Origin of the sequence: Phytohabitans aurantiacus, assembly GCF_027923225.1 — a bacterium.
Classification (GTDB): Bacteria; Actinomycetota; Actinomycetes; order Mycobacteriales; family Micromonosporaceae; genus Phytohabitans; species Phytohabitans aurantiacus.
In genome coordinates, this window is sequence record NZ_BSDI01000067.1 from 1 (window position 1) to 16,873 (window position 16,873).

At 69.5% G+C, this 16,873-nt stretch carries 14 protein-coding genes; 6 read left to right on the top strand and 8 right to left on the bottom strand.

What is annotated here, in order from left to right; genetic code table 11:
- Positions 1 to 509 precede the first annotated feature (509 nt).
- The 3 genes from QMG73_RS39540 (at position 510) to QMG73_RS39550 (ending at position 4,770) form a co-directional block, all read left to right on the top strand.
- Positions 510 to 1,358 (top strand): SAM-dependent methyltransferase, encoded by an 849-nt coding sequence (locus QMG73_RS39540; protein WP_407676919.1) that lies wholly within the window; start codon positions 510 to 512, stop codon positions 1,356 to 1,358.
- Positions 1,359 to 1,581: 223 nt separating this feature from the next.
- Positions 1,582 to 1,749: a hypothetical protein gene (locus QMG73_RS39545; RefSeq protein ID WP_281904284.1), complete on the top strand. Its 168-nt coding sequence runs from the start codon at positions 1,582 to 1,584 to the stop codon at positions 1,747 to 1,749.
- A gap of 213 nt (positions 1,750 to 1,962) precedes the next feature.
- Positions 1,963 to 4,770, top strand: a complete 2,808-nt coding sequence (locus tag QMG73_RS39550; protein ID WP_281904286.1) for a helix-turn-helix transcriptional regulator — start codon at positions 1,963 to 1,965, stop codon at positions 4,768 to 4,770.
- Positions 4,771 to 4,859: 89 nt separating this feature from the next.
- Here the strand turns inward: QMG73_RS39550 and QMG73_RS39555 are convergent, their stop codons facing one another.
- From QMG73_RS39555 to QMG73_RS39570, 4 genes are all read right to left on the bottom strand, one after another.
- Positions 4,860 to 5,129 carry a hypothetical protein gene (locus QMG73_RS39555; protein ID WP_281904288.1) on the bottom strand — a complete coding sequence of 90 codons (270 nt, stop codon included), beginning with the start codon at positions 5,127 to 5,129 and terminating at the stop codon, positions 4,860 to 4,862.
- 108 nt (positions 5,130 to 5,237) lie between these two features.
- Positions 5,238 to 5,432 (bottom strand): hypothetical protein, encoded by a 195-nt coding sequence (locus QMG73_RS39560; protein ID WP_281904289.1) that lies wholly within the window; start codon positions 5,430 to 5,432, stop codon positions 5,238 to 5,240.
- A 99-nt stretch (positions 5,433 to 5,531) separates the two neighbouring features.
- Positions 5,532 to 6,077, bottom strand: a complete 546-nt coding sequence (locus tag QMG73_RS39565; RefSeq protein ID WP_281904290.1) for an NUDIX hydrolase — start codon at positions 6,075 to 6,077, stop codon at positions 5,532 to 5,534.
- Positions 6,074 to 6,247: a hypothetical protein gene (locus QMG73_RS39570; RefSeq protein ID WP_281904292.1), complete on the bottom strand. Its 174-nt coding sequence runs from the start codon at positions 6,245 to 6,247 to the stop codon at positions 6,074 to 6,076. The genes QMG73_RS39565 and QMG73_RS39570 overlap by 4 nt, the downstream gene beginning before the upstream one ends.
- 219 nt (positions 6,248 to 6,466) lie before the next feature.
- Between QMG73_RS39570 and QMG73_RS39575 the strand changes: the two genes are divergently transcribed.
- Positions 6,467 to 8,731: a xyloglucanase gene (locus QMG73_RS39575; protein ID WP_281904293.1), complete on the top strand. Its 2,265-nt coding sequence runs from the start codon at positions 6,467 to 6,469 to the stop codon at positions 8,729 to 8,731.
- A gap of 156 nt (positions 8,732 to 8,887) precedes the next feature.
- On the top strand, positions 8,888 to 11,170 hold the full coding sequence (locus QMG73_RS39580) for a HelD family protein (RefSeq protein ID WP_281904295.1): 2,283 nt from the start codon (positions 8,888 to 8,890) through the stop codon (positions 11,168 to 11,170).
- On the opposite strand, the gene QMG73_RS39585 is transcribed toward QMG73_RS39580, so the two are convergent.
- Positions 11,151 to 12,086, bottom strand: a complete 936-nt coding sequence (locus QMG73_RS39585) for a nucleoside hydrolase (protein ID WP_281904296.1) — start codon at positions 12,084 to 12,086, stop codon at positions 11,151 to 11,153. The two genes, QMG73_RS39580 and QMG73_RS39585, sit on opposite strands and share 20 nt — an antisense overlap.
- 18 nt (positions 12,087 to 12,104) lie before the next feature.
- Here QMG73_RS39585 and QMG73_RS39590 point away from each other — a divergent pair, with 18 nt between their 5' ends.
- Positions 12,105 to 13,223 carry a geranylgeranyl reductase family protein gene (locus tag QMG73_RS39590; protein WP_281904297.1) on the top strand — a complete coding sequence of 373 codons (1,119 nt, stop codon included), beginning with the start codon at positions 12,105 to 12,107 and terminating at the stop codon, positions 13,221 to 13,223.
- Here the strand turns inward: QMG73_RS39590 and QMG73_RS39595 are convergent.
- The 3 genes from QMG73_RS39595 to QMG73_RS39605 all read right to left on the bottom strand — a co-directional run bounded on the left by QMG73_RS39595 (position 13,213) and on the right by QMG73_RS39605 (position 16,824).
- On the bottom strand, positions 13,213 to 14,967 hold the full coding sequence (locus tag QMG73_RS39595; protein ID WP_281904299.1) for a hypothetical protein: 1,755 nt from the start codon (positions 14,965 to 14,967) through the stop codon (positions 13,213 to 13,215). The genes QMG73_RS39590 and QMG73_RS39595 overlap by 11 nt on opposite strands.
- Positions 14,968 to 15,113: 146 nt before the next feature.
- On the bottom strand, positions 15,114 to 16,046 hold the full coding sequence (locus tag QMG73_RS39600; RefSeq protein ID WP_281904300.1) for a hydroxymethylglutaryl-CoA lyase: 933 nt from the start codon (positions 16,044 to 16,046) through the stop codon (positions 15,114 to 15,116).
- A gap of 10 nt (positions 16,047 to 16,056) precedes the next feature.
- On the bottom strand, positions 16,057 to 16,824 hold the full coding sequence (locus QMG73_RS39605; RefSeq protein ID WP_281904302.1) for an exodeoxyribonuclease III: 768 nt from the start codon (positions 16,822 to 16,824) through the stop codon (positions 16,057 to 16,059).
- Between the last annotated feature and the right edge of the window lie 49 nt (positions 16,825 to 16,873).

A 16,873-nucleotide genomic window follows, 5' to 3' on the forward strand; every position in this document is an offset into this window, starting at 1 on the left:
CGTCTTGTAGATCCTCTTCTTTGGCGGAAAGGATCATGCCAAGACGACCGCTCCTATGTGGACCCCCACCCCCGAACACGACAAAAATCACAAACAGATCCTTAAATCCCCAGTGCGACCTACCTTGATCGGCGTCGTGGGGTCCGGCCGTCGGGCTCCCAGGACGTGCATCGGGGGCCCCGCCGTCCGGCTGCCGCGACGTGCGTCGCGGGGTCGGGGTTTGGGCTACCGCGACGTGCGTCGTGGTCGAGGCCGTTGCTCCCGCGGCCTCACCCTTTGTGGTTCACAACCAACCGGCGTGGGTGTGGGACGGCGGAGGGTGAGGCCGCGGGAGCAACGGTATGTGCCACGACGCAGATCGCGGCAGCTCAAAATCAGTCGATCCGCATCGCGGTGGCGGGTCACGTCGCGCGGCCGCGTCTGGTCTACGCTCTCCTCGCGTTGGACGGCGCGGTGATCGGCGTCACGGAGAGGGGAGCCCAGTGACCAGCGGAGGCCGGTACGGCGAGGTGGAGCAGCGAAACTGGGCGGAGGCGCGGGAGCGGCTCGGCGATGACATAAACACCGCCACCGCCGCGCGGATGTACGACTATTACCTCGGCGGCGTGCACAACTTCGCCGCTGATCGTGAGGCCGCCGAGAAGGTCATCGGGTCGATGCCGCTCGTGCCGCACATCGCGCGGGGAAACCGGGAGTTCCTGGGTCGAGCCGTACGCTTCCTCGTCGATCAGGGCGTGCGGCAGTTCCTCGACATCGGCTCGGGCATGCCGACCCAGGGCAACGTCCACCAGGCCGCCCAGGAAGCCCACCCGGATGCGAGCGTCGTCTACGTCGACATCGACCCGGTAGCGGTCATGCACAGCCGCGGCCTTCTCGAGGGCAACACGCGCGCGGCAGCAGTCCTCGGCGACCTGCGTCGCCCCAACGATCTGCTCGATCTGCTCGACAGCCCCGAGGTGCGGCAGATCATCGACCTCGACAAGCCGGTGGCGCTGCTGCTCGTGGCGGTACTCCACTTCGTACCGGACGACGATGTGGCGTACGGCGCGGTGTCGCGGCTGCGCGATCGTCTGGTACCGGGCAGTTGGCTTGTCGTGTCGCACGGTGCGGCGGAGGGCTTCATCGCGGGCGAGGCGAAGGCGGTGCAGGGCGTGTACCAGCAGCGCACCGCGACCCCGGGCGGGCTGCGGACGCGGGACCAGGTGCTGGAGTTCTACGGCGACGGCTTCGAGATCGTCGAGCCTGGCTTGGTGTGGGTTCCCCAGTGGCGGCCCCAGCCGGACCGCGATCCCGGCGTCTTCGACGGCGAGCCCGAGAAGTCCGGCCTGCACGCCGTGGTAGGGCGCAAACTGCGCTGATCAGCGTAAATACACCGAAAAGCGGTGGTAGGCGCTAGCAGGTCTACCACCGCGTTCCGGATCTTGCATTACGTCATCTGAGATGTGCGCCGTGCAAATTGCAATTTGGGGGCTTCACAGGGGGACTTGCGAGGGGCATCATTACTTCTCGTGGGTATCGACCACGGCAGTCCGTGGAGGTGGTAGTAGTCGCGTGGTGGTGGCCGATCACGGGTGATAAGCGATGGCCGAAACGATCGTTGCAGCGATCGTTGACGTGGCTGCTGTTACACAAGCGGCCATCACCGTCGCGATGATGGCTGTTCTCCTACGTTTAGCTGTCATTGCACGCGCTCCTGCCAAGCGGTTTGCCTCCGGTTACACCTGGCCAGGTATTGGCCACAAACGGTGAGGTTCATAGGTTAACGTAGGGTTAACGAAACAAATACGCAGTTCAAACAGTGGGCGAGCGGCCGCTGTCGATTATTCATGTCCATCATTTTCCCTGGTAGGCGGCCGATTCCGATTGTGCAAACTGCAACTTGCAGGGCGGATGTAGCGCCCTCAGGTGTACGGCAAGTGAACACCAGGTTTCCGTGGCAGCGGACGAAGGAGCGGGTTCGCGATGATCGAGACGCATTTTGCGCCTTCTCTCATCGGCCGGCGTCGTCAACTTGATCGCGCACGGCAATGGCTGACTCAATTGGGAAGCGGTCGAGGCCAGGCGGCACTCGTCGAAGGCGAACCGGGAATCGGGAAGTCCTTCCTTGTGCGCGCGGTCGCGGAAGACGCCCAGGCCAGAGGCTGCCAGGTGCTCTGGGCCGGATGCGACGAGCTGAGCCAGGCGTTTCCCTTGCTTCCGCTATTGGACGCGTTCGGGTCCTCTCCCGTTGGTGCGGGTCGATCCGACCTCGCCGACCTGTTGAATGCCGCCTACGCCCCCGGTAACCGGGTCGACATTATCGCGGCGGCCACCGAACGCCTGCTCGCCATGGTCGACGAGCTGTGTGCGACCTCTCCGGTCATGCTCGTCGTCGACGACCTGCAGTGGGCCGACCAGGCCACGGTGCAGACGCTGGGGCGCCTCGCGCGCTCCGTGCCGCAACTCCCGCTGCTCATGGTGGGCGTGATGCGCCCCGTGCCCCGACGCGACGACCTGCTTGCGCTGCGCCGCACGATCGACCCCGAGGGTCTCCTGCGGCTGCACAGCCTGACAGATGGCGAGGTGCCGGCCTTCGTGGGCCTGCTCTCGGGCGGCACACCCGGTCCGCGCCTGCTGCAGCTCGCCGCCGGAGCGGCCGGCAATCCGCTGTACATCTCGGAGCTTATCGACGCCCTCGACCGCGGCGGCGCGCTGAGTCGGACAGAAGATGGCGTCGAAACGACGGCCCGGCGCGGTCCGACATCGCTGTCCGCCGCGATCGCCGACCGGTTGGAGTTTCTCTCCGCGCAGGTGCGCGGAGTCCTGCGGGCGGCGGCGATGCTCGGTTCCGAGTTTTCGGTCTCCGATCTGGCGCACGTGTCGGGCAAGAGCATCGCCAGTCTGCTGCCGATCCTCGACGAGGCGATCCTCGCCGGTGTGATCCGCGACGAGGGCACCGAGCTGGTGTTCCGCCATCCGTTGATCCGGAGCGCGTTGTACGAGGAAATTCCTGCGGCGATGCGGGCGGCGTGGCACTGCGATGCCGCGCACGGGCTGGCCGACGGTGAGGCATCTCCCGAGCGGGTAGCTCGGCAGTTACTACCCGCCTTGGACTCGCTAGCCGCCTCCGGCGTGGCAGACGAATGGCTGGTCCGGTGGTTGACCGGCTCTGCGCAGCAACTCGTCGGCCGCGCGCCCGACGTGGCGATTCCGCTGTTGCGTCTGGTGGTGAACGGCATACCTGCGGGAATCCCGCCACACGATTTGCTTACGTGCCGGCTCGCCGATGCACTGTTCCGGGTCGGCGACACCAAAGCGGCCGCCCAGGCCGCGAGCAGCGCGCTCGCCCACGTCACGCGACCGGATCTGCACGTCGATCTGCTGTGGACACTCGCGCAGTGCCGCGCCATCGAGGGGCGTAATGAGGATTCGTTGCAGGCGCTCGATGCCGCGCTCGAGCTCGCGGAGGAAGGATCGCGGCACCGGACCCGGCTGCTTGTGCTTATCGCACGGACGCACTGCATGCTCGGCCAAGTCGACGCTGCTGGGCAAGTGGCCGAGGAGGCGCTAAACGCCGCCGACGATATCGACGACCGATGGTCAAAGGGCTGGGCGCTCGGGGTTATGACCATCGTGCACGGCATGCGCGCTGAGACCGAGCAGGCGTTGCCGCTCTTCGACCGGGCGTTGGCGGTGGCGGGAGGCGATCCCGCCCTCGCAGACCTGCGGTTGGTGCTGCAGATCAACCAGGCGGTTGCTCTTGGAAACCTCGACCGGTATGAAGCAGCGATCGCGGCGGCCCAGCGGGTTCGCCAACTCGCCGACGAGGTCGGAAACGCCGTGCGTTTCGGTCAGGCACAGTGTGTGTTAGGCGAGTTGTTGCTCGCCGTAGGGAAGTGGGACGACGCATTGGCAGAGGTGGCCGTCGACGGCGGCGGGCCGAAGGACCCATTCGTCGGCTGCTTGGACCACGCTGTCGCTGCCGCCATCCGGCTGCATCGCAACGACGCCGCAGCGCCACGTGAGATGGCCGAGGCGGAAAGCTACGCGGAGCGCCTCACCATCCGAGTCAACAGCCCATTGTCGTTGGCACGTAGCCTCGAGCGCGAGTGTGCCGACGCCCCGAGCGAGGCGCTCGCTGTGTTGATGGAGGCGCTGGAGGCGACCGAAGAAATCGAGATAACAGCGGATCTGCTTGCCGACGCGGTGCGGTTGGCCATGATGGTTGAAGACAAAGAGGCCGCGCGCGAAGTCACCGAGCGGGCAGAGGTCGTCGCGCGCACGTCGGATGTACCGCATCGGCGTGCGGTGTTGCCGCACTGTCGGGGGTTGCTCGACCGCGACGCCGATCTGCTGTTGAAGGCCGCCGAGCACTACAAGCTGGCGGGCCGGCCGTTGCCGCGGGCGCAGGCGTTGGAGGCGGCGGGTGTGGTGCTCGCCGAGCGGGGTGAGGTGCCGGCCGCGCGGTCGCATTTTACGAAGGCGTTCGCGCTCTACAGCGATCTGGGAGCCGAATGGGATCTGGCCCGGACGCAGGCGACGTTCCGGGCGTACGGTATCCGGCGCGGTCCACATGCGAGGCACCGGCGGGCTGACCATGGGTGGAGCAGCCTCACGCCGACCGAGGTGAAGGTGGCGCGGCTGGTGGCCGACGGTATGTCGAATCCGCAGATCGCCGCGCACCTGTTCCTTTCGCGGCGCACGGTGCAGACGCATGTTTCGCACATTCTCGCGAAGCTCAACCTGCACTCGCGTACGGAAATCGCGCGCGAGGCAAGCCGCCGCGACTGATTTCGGTCGCTCCGGGCCGGCGGGGGAACAAAAGCGAAGTCCCCGACTTCTTTGTCGGGGACTTCGCTCGGCCGGAGGCGCCGTGCGGGTCAGCTTGCTCGTTGCCGCGGTATGCGCGCGGTGCGCGGCGCCGGCTGTGCTGTGCGCCGGGTGCGGGGTGCGCGCGGGATGCGGAACGGTGGGCATTCGGGCATGTCTTCCGGCCTGGCCGGCGGACCGCCCATTGTGGACATGTGCTGCGCGAGGTGTGCGCGGACGCCGGCTTCCCAGATTTCCTGGTCGACGCCGGGCGGTGCGATCCACCGGTGGGAGTGGTCGCTGTAGTGATAGCCCTCGTCGCCTCGCCGCATCATGCTCATGTGAATCAGCTTCGCGAGACGCGCGCGACGAGAGATCCGCCACCTCAGTGACATACGTAGGTTTGGCGTATGCCGATTGGTGAATGACTACGTGCAGTGTAAAAGCAACTACGCAGTGGCTTCTCTGTGTGCCGGTTCGACCTGATCGGCGAGCCGGCGCAGCAGTCCGGCAGCGGCCCGCCGCGCTGGAGCCGCGCGCCCGGGCCGGGGTGGCGGATCCGGCACGACGGGCGCGTTGGGTCGTGCGGACAGCACGTGGTCGTTGACGGCGTTGACGGCGAGGAGCATGCCCGAGGGTTCCATGGCGATGATCTCGATTCTAAATCGATCCAGTAGGTCTGCTGCCCTCAGTCTAAATCGATCCAGAAGAAGTGCAAGAGGTTGTGACGGGAGTAAGGCGCGTCACACGAAGAGGCGGTGTACCCGGTCCAGGGTCTCGCGAACGTTGGGCTCCGTGGTCAGCGACCATGCCTCCGCCACCGGGAGCCAGCGCAGCTCGGCGCCGGGCTTCTCCGGCCGGGCGGCGTCCGGGTCGCCGGTCGCGAGCACGTACCGGACATCGGCGTGCTCGTGCGCCGGCTCATGCGGCGCGGCGGGTACCGGGACGATCGCGACGTGCGCGATGGTGGCGTCTGGCCAAGGGGCGAGGTCGGTCAGGCCGGTCTCCTCGCGGCCCTCGCGCAGTGCGACCTCGAGCGGGTCGGTCTCGCCCGGATCGGCGTGACCGCCGACCTGTAGCCAGGCGCGCTGGCGAGCGTGCCACCGCAGCAGCACCCGCTGGGTCGGCGGGTGCACGATCAGCGCCGAAGCGGTCGCGTGCAGCGCCGTGGAGCGGTCCCACGGGTCGCCGGCGAGCGCCGAGCGGAGACGCGCGACGTCAGTGGTCTCCGTGGCGCTGAGCGGTTGGTAGGCGGCGAGAGCGGACGCCAGTGCGGCGCCAGCGGTCACGGCACAGCGGGCTGCGCCGGAAGCGACATCGGCTCGCCCGTGTTGGGGTCGTAACAGAGGTACTGGCCGTTGGCGTGCATCCAACCCCAGATGTCGTCCTTGGTCAGCGACAGGCCACAGTGCTGGCAGGGTGTCTCTTCCGCAGGTGCGCCAGTGGTCGATTCGCTCACTGACGGTACCGAATGCGTCACAGCGTTTCCCCTTCCGGCTGGCGCCTTCCAAGCTACCAACATCATCGTCCACCCTAGGTGGTCCGCAAGTGACGTGGTCAACGGCCTAGCGGGGAAACCTGCCGGTACTGTCGTCGGGCCCACTGGCGGGTCGGACCATCAGTTCGTTTATCGACCCAACTATTGACCGGCCACGCATAGGCCATGTCGAATTTATGCATGACCGATCCGCACGTCTCCCGCAGAACACTTCTAGCGGCTGGCCTCGCCATCCCCGCCGTTCCCCGTGGCAAAGATCCGGCATATCGCTGGCGCAACGTCGAAATGGTCGGGGGCGGCTTCGTACCCGGCATCGTGTTCAACCAGTCCGAGCCCGGCCTCGTCTACGCCCGCACCGACATCGGCGGCGCCTACCGCTGGCACCGCGGTCAGCGACGGTGGGTGCCGCTGCTGGACTGGGTCGGCTGGGACCAGTGGGGGTACACCGGTGTCGTGAGCCTCGCCACCGACCCGGTCGACCCCGATCGGGTGTACCTGGCGGTGGGCACGTACACGAACGACTGGGATCCGAACAACGGCGCCATCCTGCGCTCGCGGGACCGCGGCGCCACCTGGAAGACCAGCCCGCTGCCGTTCAAGCTCGGCGGCAACATGCCCGGCCGGGGAATGGGGGAGCGGCTCGCCGTCGACCCCAACCGCAACGACATCCTGTACCTGGGTGTCCGGGGTGGACACGGACTGTGGCGCAGCACCGACCGCGGAGTGACATGGGCGCAGGTGGGCAGCTTCCCGAACCCCGGCAACTACGCGGCGGACCCCAACGACGCGAGCGGATACTCCAGCGACAACCAGGGCGTGCTGTGGGTGACGTTCGACCCGCGTACCGGCTCACGCCGCCGCCCAACCCGCACCATCTACGTGGGCGTCGCCGACAAGGACAACATCCTGTACCGGTCGACGGACGCGGGCGCGACCTGGGAGCGGGTGCCCGGACAACCCACCGGATACCTCCCGCACAAGGGTGTGCTCGACCACGTTGGCGGTTTCCTCTACGTCGCCACGAGTGACACGGCTGGCCCGTACGACGGCGGCAAGGGTGACGTGTGGCGCCTCGACACCGCCACCGGCGAGTGGGCACGGATCAGCCCGGTGCCGTCGACGAGCGGCGACGACTACTTCGGGTACAGCGGCCTGACGATCGACCGCCAGAATCCGGACACCCTCATGGTGGCTACGCAGATTTCGTGGTGGCCCGACACCATCTTCTTCCGCAGCACCGACCGCGGCGCCACATGGACGCGGGCGTGGGACTTCGCCGACTATCCCAACCGCACCAACCGGTACGACATCGACATCTCCGAAGCGCCCTGGCTGACGTGGAACGCGACGCCGGCGCTGCCGGAGCAGGCGCCGAAGCTGGGCTGGATGACGGAGTCGGTCGAGATCGACCCGTTCGACTCGAACCGCCTGCTCTACGGCACCGGAGCCACCATCTACGGCACCGACAACCTCACCGACTGGGACACCGGCGGCACGGTGCACATCTCGGTGCGGGCACGCGGCCTGGAGGAGGTGGCCGTACTGGATCTGATCAGCCCACCGGCGGGCGCGCACCTGCTCTCGGCGGTGGGTGACGTGGGCGGCTTCGTACACCAGGACTTCACGAACCCGGGCCGCATGTACGCCAACCCCACCCTCAGCTCCACGACGAGCATCGACTTCGCGGAGCTCGCACCGGCGGTGATAGCGCGGGTCGGCAACGGAAACGCGCCGCGCTTCGGCGTCTCCACCGACGGCGGGACGACGTGGACACCGGCAACCACCGAGCCGGCCGGCACGTCGGGCGGCGGCACCGTGGCGGTGAGCGCCGACGGTACCCGGATCGTCTGGGCACCCGCGGGCGGTGAGGTGGGCTGGTCAGCCGACGCCGGCGCCACCTGGACCGCTTCGGCCGGCGTGCCGGCGGGCGCGCGGGTCGAGTCCGACCGCGCGAGCGCGTCCACCTTCTACGCGTACGCCGGTGGCGCGTTCTACCGGAGCGTCGACGGCGGCGCGACGTTCACCGCGACGGCCGCGAGCGGGCTGCCGGCGGAGGGCAACGTGCGCTTCGGCGCCGTGCCCGGCGCCGCGGGCGACGTGTGGCTCGCGGGTGGTGCGGAGGGCGGCGTCTACGGGCTGTGGCGTTCGACGGACGGCGGCGCTTCGTTCACCCGGCTGTCCAATGTGGAGGAAGCGGACGCGGTCGGGTTCGGCAAGGCGGCGCGCGGACGCTCGTATCCGAGCGTCTTCATCACCGCGCAGATCCGCGGTGTCCGCGGCATCTTCCGGTCCGACGACGCCGGCAAGCATTGGGTACGCGTCAACGACAACCGCCACCAGTACGCGTGGACGGGCGCCGCGATCACCGGTGACCCGCGCGTGTGGGGCCGGGTGTACCTGGCGACGAACGGCCGGGGCATCATCTACGGCGACCCGATGGGTTAACGGCACTCCGCGGTCCGTTCCGCAGCGCGCCCCCCGCGTTCGCACAGCGAAGGCGGGGGGGCGTCAAAGTGCGCTATCCTGGACCGTCGCCTACACAAAAAAGGCAGCCTAAAGCGGCTGCCGTGCCCGAGCAGTATAGACACACTTGGGGGAGCGTTGTCAAGTAACTCTGCCGACATTGCCAGCGAGCAGAAATACGTCTCCCGGCTGTACGACCGGCTCGACGAGATGCGGGAGAAGGCAGCCGGTCGGCTGGCCGTACTCCTGCGGCAGGCCGGCGGCACCCCGCAGGCCCGTTCCGAGCGGGAGAGCGGCGTCACCCTCTACACCGAGCAGGTCACCCAGTTCGGCGCGGTGGAGAACGGGCTCTGCTTCGGCCGTCTGGACTTCCACGACGACGAGCCGCGATACATCGGGCGGATCGGGCTCTTCGACGACTCGGCCGAGTACCGTTCGCTGCTCGTCGACTGGCGCGCGCCCGCCGCTCGGCCGTTCTACCTGGCCACGGCGGCGTCCCCGGACGGCGTACGGCGGCGGCGCAACATCCGCACCCGGCTGCGTGAGGTCGTCGGCCTGCACGACGAGGTGCTCGACATCGAGGCCGCCCGCGACAGCGCGCACGAGGACCTGACCGGCGAGGCCGCGCTGCTGTCCGCCCTCACCGCCAGCCGCACCGGGCGCATGCGCGACATCGTCGCCACCATCCAGGCCGAGCAGGACCACGTGATCCGCGCGCCGCTCGACGGCGTGCAGGTCGTGCAGGGCGGCCCGGGTACCGGCAAGACGGCCGTGGCGCTGCACCGCGCGGCGTACCTGCTCTACACGCACCGCCGCGAGCTCTCCACCCGCGCCGTACTGATCGTCGGCCCGAACCAGACGTTCCTGAAGTACATCTCGCAGGTGCTGCCCTCGTTGGCCGAGACCGGCGTGCTCCTGCGCACCGTCGGCGACCTGTACCCGGGGGTCAGCGCCCGGCGCACCGAGCCCGTCGAGGTGGCCGAGATCAAGGGCCGCACCGTGATGGCCGAGGTGCTGGCGGCGGCGGTGCGCGACCGGCAGCGCGTGCCCGACGAGCCGTTGCCGATCAAGATCACCGGCGGCGAGACGCTCATGCTGGAGCCCGAGACGGTACGCAAGGCGCGCGAGCGGATCCGGCGCCTGGGTAAGCAGCACAACCTGTCCCGCCAGCTCTTCGACACCGAGATCGTGCACGCCCTGACGCAGCAGATCGCCGACAAGATCGGCCACGACCCGTACGCGCACGACGCGCTCGGTGGCGACGACGCGACCGGCGACGAGCAGTACATGGAAGAGGCCGACCTCGCCGAGATCCGCCGCGAGCTGCGCAAGGAGCCCGAGTTGCTGGGCACGCTCGACTGGCTCTGGCCGGTGCTCACGCCCGAACAGCTCGTGGCCGGCCTGTTCGCCTCCCCGCAAAGGCTGGCGACCGCCACTCCACAGTTGACAGACGAGGAGCGAGAGCTGCTGCGGCGCGAACCACGCGGAGGCTTCACGCCCGCCGACGTACCGCTGCTGGATGAGGCGGCGGAGCTGCTGGGCGAGGATGAGGCGAGCGCGGCGGCGGCCGCCGAACGCCTGCGCAGGCTGGAGGTCGCGTACGCGGCCGGCGCCCTGGAAATCGCGCTCGGTTCCCGGTCGATCGACGTCGAAGACGAGGCGGAGCCGGAGCTCCTGGCCGCGACCGACCTGATCGACCCGGAGCGGCTGGCCGAGCGCCACGAGGCCAGCGAGCGGCGCACCGCCGCGCAGCGCGCGGCGGCCGACCGCAAGTGGGCGTTCGGGCACGTCATCGTCGACGAGGCACAGGAGCTTTCGCCGATGACCTGGCGGCTGCTGATGCGGCGCTGCCCGAGCCGTTCGATGACGCTCGTGGGCGATGTGGCCCAGACCGGTGACCTGTCCGGCACCTCGTCGTGGGCGCCGGTGCTGGAGCCGTACGTGGGGGAGCGGTGGCGGCTGGCTGAGCTGACAGTCAACTACCGCACGCCCGCCGAGATCATGGCGGTCGCCGGTGAGGTGCTGGCCGAGATCGATCCCACGCTGGAGCCGCCCCGTTCGGTGCGGGAGTCGGGGGTGCAGCCGTGGGAGCGCACCGCAGACCTGGCCGAGCTGGGTGAGATCGTGCGCGCGGAGGCGGCGGCGATGGGCGACGGGCGCCTCGGCGTGATCGTCCCCATTGGACTGCTCTTCGGCGCGGGCCGGGCGGTGCCCGAGGCCGTGCTCGGCGACGACCCGGACCTGGAGAGCCGGGTCGTGCTGCTGACCGTCAAGCAGGCCAAGGGGCTCGAGTTCGACCACGTCATCGTGGTCGAACCCGACCGGATCGTCGCCGAGTCGCGGCGCGGCAAGAGCGACCTCTACGTCGCCCTCACCCGCGCCACGCAGCGGCTCGGCACCGTCACGCTGACAGCTTCGTAACCGCCTCGACCATCAGGTCCCAGAAGCGCGGGGTGTCGAGGCGCATCGCCACCAGCGCGTTCGGCGGCGCACCCGTCTTGCCGTGCAGGTCGACCACGGTGGCGCCGCGGGTGTGCGTGCCGGTCAGCTCCACGGCGACCGGCACGCGCACGCACTCGACGAGGCTCGGGTCGATCACCCGCGCGACCGCCACCGGGTCGTGCAGCGGCGGGTCGGCCAGCCCGAACACCCGCTCGTAGCCGCTACCGAAGAACGTCAGCAGGTCGACGCACGCGTCCGCGAGGTCGCCGCCGATCGCGCGCAGCCGGGCCACGACCTCCGGCGTCACCAGGGCCTGGTGGGTCACGTTGAGTCCGCACATCGTGACCGGCAGGCCCGAGCGCAGCACCAGATCGGCCGCCTCCGGGTCGACCGCCACGTTGAATTCGCTGTACGGAGCGATGTTTCCGCGCTCCGTTGAGCCGCCCATCAGCACGATCTCCCGGATCTGCGAACGGACCTCAGGGTGGTCGCGCAGCAGCACCGCGATGTTGGTCAGCGGGCCGAGCGGCACGAGCGTCACCGGCTCCGGGTGCTCCAGCAGCAGCCGCCGCATCAGCTCGACGGCGTGCTCCTCGACGACCGGCACGGTCGGCTCGCCGAACGTCGGCCCGTCCAGCCCGCTCGCGCCGTGGATGTACTCCCCGACCGTCAGCTCACCCACCAGCGGCCGGTCGTATCCGGCGGCGATCGGCACGCCGGTGATGCCGGCGATCGTGCAGACGCGGCGGGCGTTGAGCGTGGTCTTTTCCAGCGTCTGGTTGCCCGCCACCGTGGTGATCGCCAGCAGGTTGAGTCGCGGGTCAGCCGCAGCGAGCATGATCGCGAGGGCGTCGTCGTGTCCAGGGTCGCAGTCGAGAATGAGCGGTATCGCCATAAGCCCTATGCTGCACCAGTGCTGTGGGATGTCGCCGTCGTGGGCGGGGGACCGGCCGGATTGTCCGCGGCGTACGCCGCCGCTCGCGCGGGCGCGCGCACGGTCGTGCTGGAGAAGGCCGCGCATCCGCGCTACAAGACGTGCGGCGGTGGGCTGATCGGCACGTCGCTCGCCGCGCTCGGCAACCGCATCGCGGTGCCGGCTGACGACCGCGTCGACAAAGCAACGTTTACACAGGACGGTCGGCGGCAGTTCACCCGCGCGTATCACGGCGGGGCGCTGGTCGCGATGGTGCGGCGCGACGCCTTCGACCGCGCGCTGCGCGACGCCGCGATCGCCGCCGGAGCCGAGGTGCGCGAACACGTCACGGTCCGCGGACTGGCGGAAAGCGGCGACGCCGTCGAGGTCCGACATGGCGATGGTACGCGGACACTGGCCCGCGCCGTGGTCGGATCCGACGGGTCCTCGGGCGTCACCAGCCGGTACGTCGGTGTCCGATATGCCCAGGTCGACCTCGGCCTGGAGGTGGAACTGCCGGTGTCCGGCGCGCGTGCCGAGGAGTGGGCCGGGCGGATGCTGCTCGACTGGGGTCCGGTGCCCGGCTCCTACGGATGGGTCTTTCCGAAGGGCGACCGGCTCACCGTCGGGGTGATCGCCGAGCGTGGCCGGGGCGAGGAGACCAAACGGTACCTGCGGCGGTTCGTCGAGCGGCTCGGGCTTTCGGGTATCGAGCCGGTGCACGACTCCGGGCACCTGACCCGCTGCCGCGCGGCGGATTCACCACTGCACCGGGGACGTGTGATCGTGGCGGGCGACGCGGCAGGGCTTCTGGAACCGTGGACACGCGAGGGCATCAGCTTCGCGTTGCGGTCGGGCGCGCTCGCTGGTGCCGCGGCCGCCGCCGGTGACCAGGCGGGGTACGAGTCCACTGTGGTGTCGACGCTCGGGCCGGAGATGCGCGCCGGCCGGGAACTGCTGGCCGCGTTCACCCGCCGCCCGACGGTCTTCCACGCCCTGCTCGCCACGCCGCCGGGCTGGCGGATGTTCGCGCGGTTCTGCCTCGGCGAGGCGGATTTCGCGCGCACGCTCCGCAAACCCGCGATCGGCAAGCTGGTGCGCGCCCTCGCTAGAGCCTGAACAGCAGGGCGCCGTCGATTTCTTCGCGGGTGATGCCGAGCCCGTCGACCGGGCGGCTCTGGGCACCGTCCCACCTCGTGCCGACGACGTTCTGCGGCAGTACCACGACCGAGCCGATGCCGATCCCACGCAGGTACGCCACGCTGGTGGCGTCGGGGAACGACTGCGTCGCCGCGCGGATCTGCCCCTGACTGGTGGGCTCGAAACCAGCCAGCCCGTTGGCGATCTTCGGGAAGCCGTCGGTGGACCAGAGCATGATGTTGAGCTCGAGAAGGCCGTCGCTGGGCAGCACGAGGATGGGCTTGCCGGCCTTCGCCGCGGCCTGGAACGCGGCCGGTGCCTTGGGCACCTCAGGATGTGCCGTGCGGTTGATGCTTTCCACGAAGACGAGCGCGAGCGGGATGACGAGGGCGGCGCGCAGGATGTTGTTTCGTGTCGCCTTCGCCGCGGCGGTGAGCGCCCCGGCCGCGAGGATCGCGAGCAGCAGGCTCGTCCAGATCATCAGCCGGCCAGGTGTGCGGAGCGCGTCCCACCCCGGCAGGTGCTTCGACAGCGTGATGTATCCCGGCTCCCCGTCACCGCCCAATGTGGACCCGAGGCCGAGCAGGACGGTGCCGACCGCGCCGACCGCCAGCAGGATACGGTGGCGCACCTTGAAGACGGAGAAGAACAGTCCCGCCGCCGCCAGCATGATGAGCGTGACGCCGGGCAGCAGCGCCATCTCGGCCGCCCAGCCGAGCTGTTCCCGCGCGACGGCATGGCGGTCGCCCCAGAACCACGACTCTCCCGGCGCGGTGAAGAAACCCTTCAGCGGTGGGGAGAACAGCTCCGTCCACTCCAGACCACGGCGGGCCTGAGGGTTGAGGTCGACCACCTTGAAATACGCCATGGCCATCCACACCGACAGGCCACCGAAGATGAGACCGCCCAGCACGTTGGCCGCGAGCAGCCTGCCGCCGAACTCGGGACGCCGCTTGCGCCGCCACCACGACCACCCGTACCCGGCGGCCGCCACCACGCCCGCGCCCATCAGGAAGTACGCGAACGGCAGGCCGATGCCGAAGCCGAGGCTGATCTGCCACGCGCCGACCACCCAGCCGGCCAGCACCCAGCCGGGGCGGCGCTTCTCCGGCTGGTACCCGTGCGTGAGCGACCACCCGTGGCCGCGAGCCAGCATGGCGAGCGACAGGGCGATTCCGCCGGTGGAGAGGATGTTCATGTGGCCGCCGTGCGCGAGCCGCCAGGGGGAGAATCCCCAGGCCAGCCCGGCCACCGTGGCGGCGAGCCGGCCCGCGCCGAGCTGGCGCACCAGCGCGTACGCGCCGATGAAGGCGAGCGCGTACAGCAACACGTACATGATGTTGTAGCGGACGATCGCCGCCTCGACCCCCGACCCGAACCATCCCGCGGGGGCGTACCCGAGCAGCGTGTCCGAGTACACGTAGCTGTAGGTCTCCGGATAGAACGTGTTGGAGTCCCAGAGGTGCAACGGGTCGGTGAGCAGCACGTGGCCGCCCCACGCGATCTGCCACGCCTGAAGCGTCGGGTCGCCGATGTCACCCGGGATGGTGGTGGCGGGGTGGCGCAGTGTCGGCCACGTCAGCAGGGCCGCGAGAAACAGCCCGCCGAGGACCGCGAGCGTCCACTCGTGTGTGAGCACGCGCCAGGCGGCAGACCGGCGCGGCGGGGCGGGCGGGTCATCCTGAGTCGGCTCGTCATCGACGGCCGCGGCGCTGGTCTCCACAGTCGTCGATAGTGCCGTATGCCGGGGATCTTGCCGAGTTGGGGTCGAGATGGTGCGCCGGCGAGTCGCCGGCACCCCTTCCTTGATCAGGGCGTCCCTCAAGTCGCTAGAACGACTTGAGGGACGCCCTGATCAAGGGGAAGGGGTCAGAGGTCGGCGGCGAGGGCGCGGACCACCGCGGAGGGGCTGGGGCGGCCCAGGTGGTCGGCCATCCAGAGGCTGGTGCGCACCAGGGCCGCCAGGTCGACGCCGGTCTCGATGCCCAGGCCGTTGAGCTGCCAGACCAGGTCTTCGGTGGCCAGGTTGCCGGTGGCGCTCTTGGCGTACGGGCAGCCGCCCAGGCCGCCCGCCGACGAGTCGACGGTGGTGACGCCGGCCTGGAGCGCGGCGAGCGTGTTGGCGAGCGCCTGGCCGTACGTGTCGTGGAAGTGGACGGCGAGGCGGTCGGCGGGGACACCGGCCGACCCGAGAGCGGTGATGAGAGCCGTCACGTGGCCGGGTGTGCCGACGCCGATCGTGTCGCCCAACGAGAGCTGGTCGCAGCCCAGGTCGAGCAGCCGGCGGGCCACCGACACGACCTGCGGGACCGGCACCTCGCCCTCCCACGGGTCGCCGAAGCACATGGACAGATATCCACGCACCCGCAATCCAGAGGAGAGCGCCCTGCGCACCACCGGCTCGAACATCGCCAGCGACCCGTCGACGGTCGTGTTCAGGTTGCGCATGGCGAACGTCTCCGTCGCGCTCCCGAAGATCGCGATCTCGCGCACGCCGAGCGCGAGCGCGCGGTCGAGCCCTCGGTCGTTGGGCACCAGCACCGGGTACCGGACACCGGGCGCCTGACGCAGTCGCGAGATCAGCTCGTCGGCGTCAGCGAGCTGCGGCACCCACTTGGGGTGCACGAAGCTGGTCGCCTCGACCACCGTGAGCCCGGCGGCCGCGAGCCGCTCCAGAAACTCCAGCTTGACGTCGAGCGGCACCACGGCCGGCTCGTTTTGCAGGCCGTCGCGCGCTCCGACCTCCCAGATCGTCACCGCCGACGGCAATCCGGGCATGGGCACCCGCTGCGGAGCTAGCACGCGATCCAACCTACGCCAGGTCGACGACGATCGGCGCGTGGTCGGAGGGACCCTTGCCCTTGCGGGCCTCCCGATCGATGTACGCCGACTCGACCGTCACGTCCGCGCTCGCGTACACCAGGTCGATCCGCATCCCCTTGTTCTGGTGGAACATGCCGGCGCGGTAGTCCCAGTAGGTGAACGGGAACGGACCCTTCATCGGGCGCGGCACCACGTCGCTGAAGCCGGCCTCCAGGATGCGCGCGAGCGCGTCGCGTTCCGGCGCGGTCACGTGCGTCGACCCGACGAACACGGCCGGATCCCACACGTCGGCGTCCGTCGGCGCCACGTTGAAATCACCACAGACAAGCGTCGGTCGCCCCGCGGCCAGGTCGGTCACCAGGGCGTCGTGGAGCGCCGCCAGCCATTTCAGCTTGTACTGGTAGTGCGGCGAATCGGGAGTGCGACCGTTTGGCACATACACCGACCAGACGCGCACCCCGCCACACACGGCCGAGATGGCCCGCGTCTCCGGATCGGGGAACCCGGGCTCGGCGGCGAACCCGCGCACCACGTCGTCGAGCCCCACCTTGGACAGCAGCGCCACGCCGTTCCACCGTCCGTCACCGTGCGTCGCGACGGCGTACCCGAGCTCGCCAACCTCGGCGGACGGGAACCCGTCGTCTGCGATCTTCGTCTCCTGGAGGCAGACGACGTCGGGGCTCACCTCGGCCAGCCACGGGACCAGCCTGGGCAGACGGCTCCGGACCGAGTTGACGTTCCAGGTGGCCAACCGCATAAGGGGACTCTACTGGCCCGGACGGGTGTCCACCGGCCGGCGCGTGACG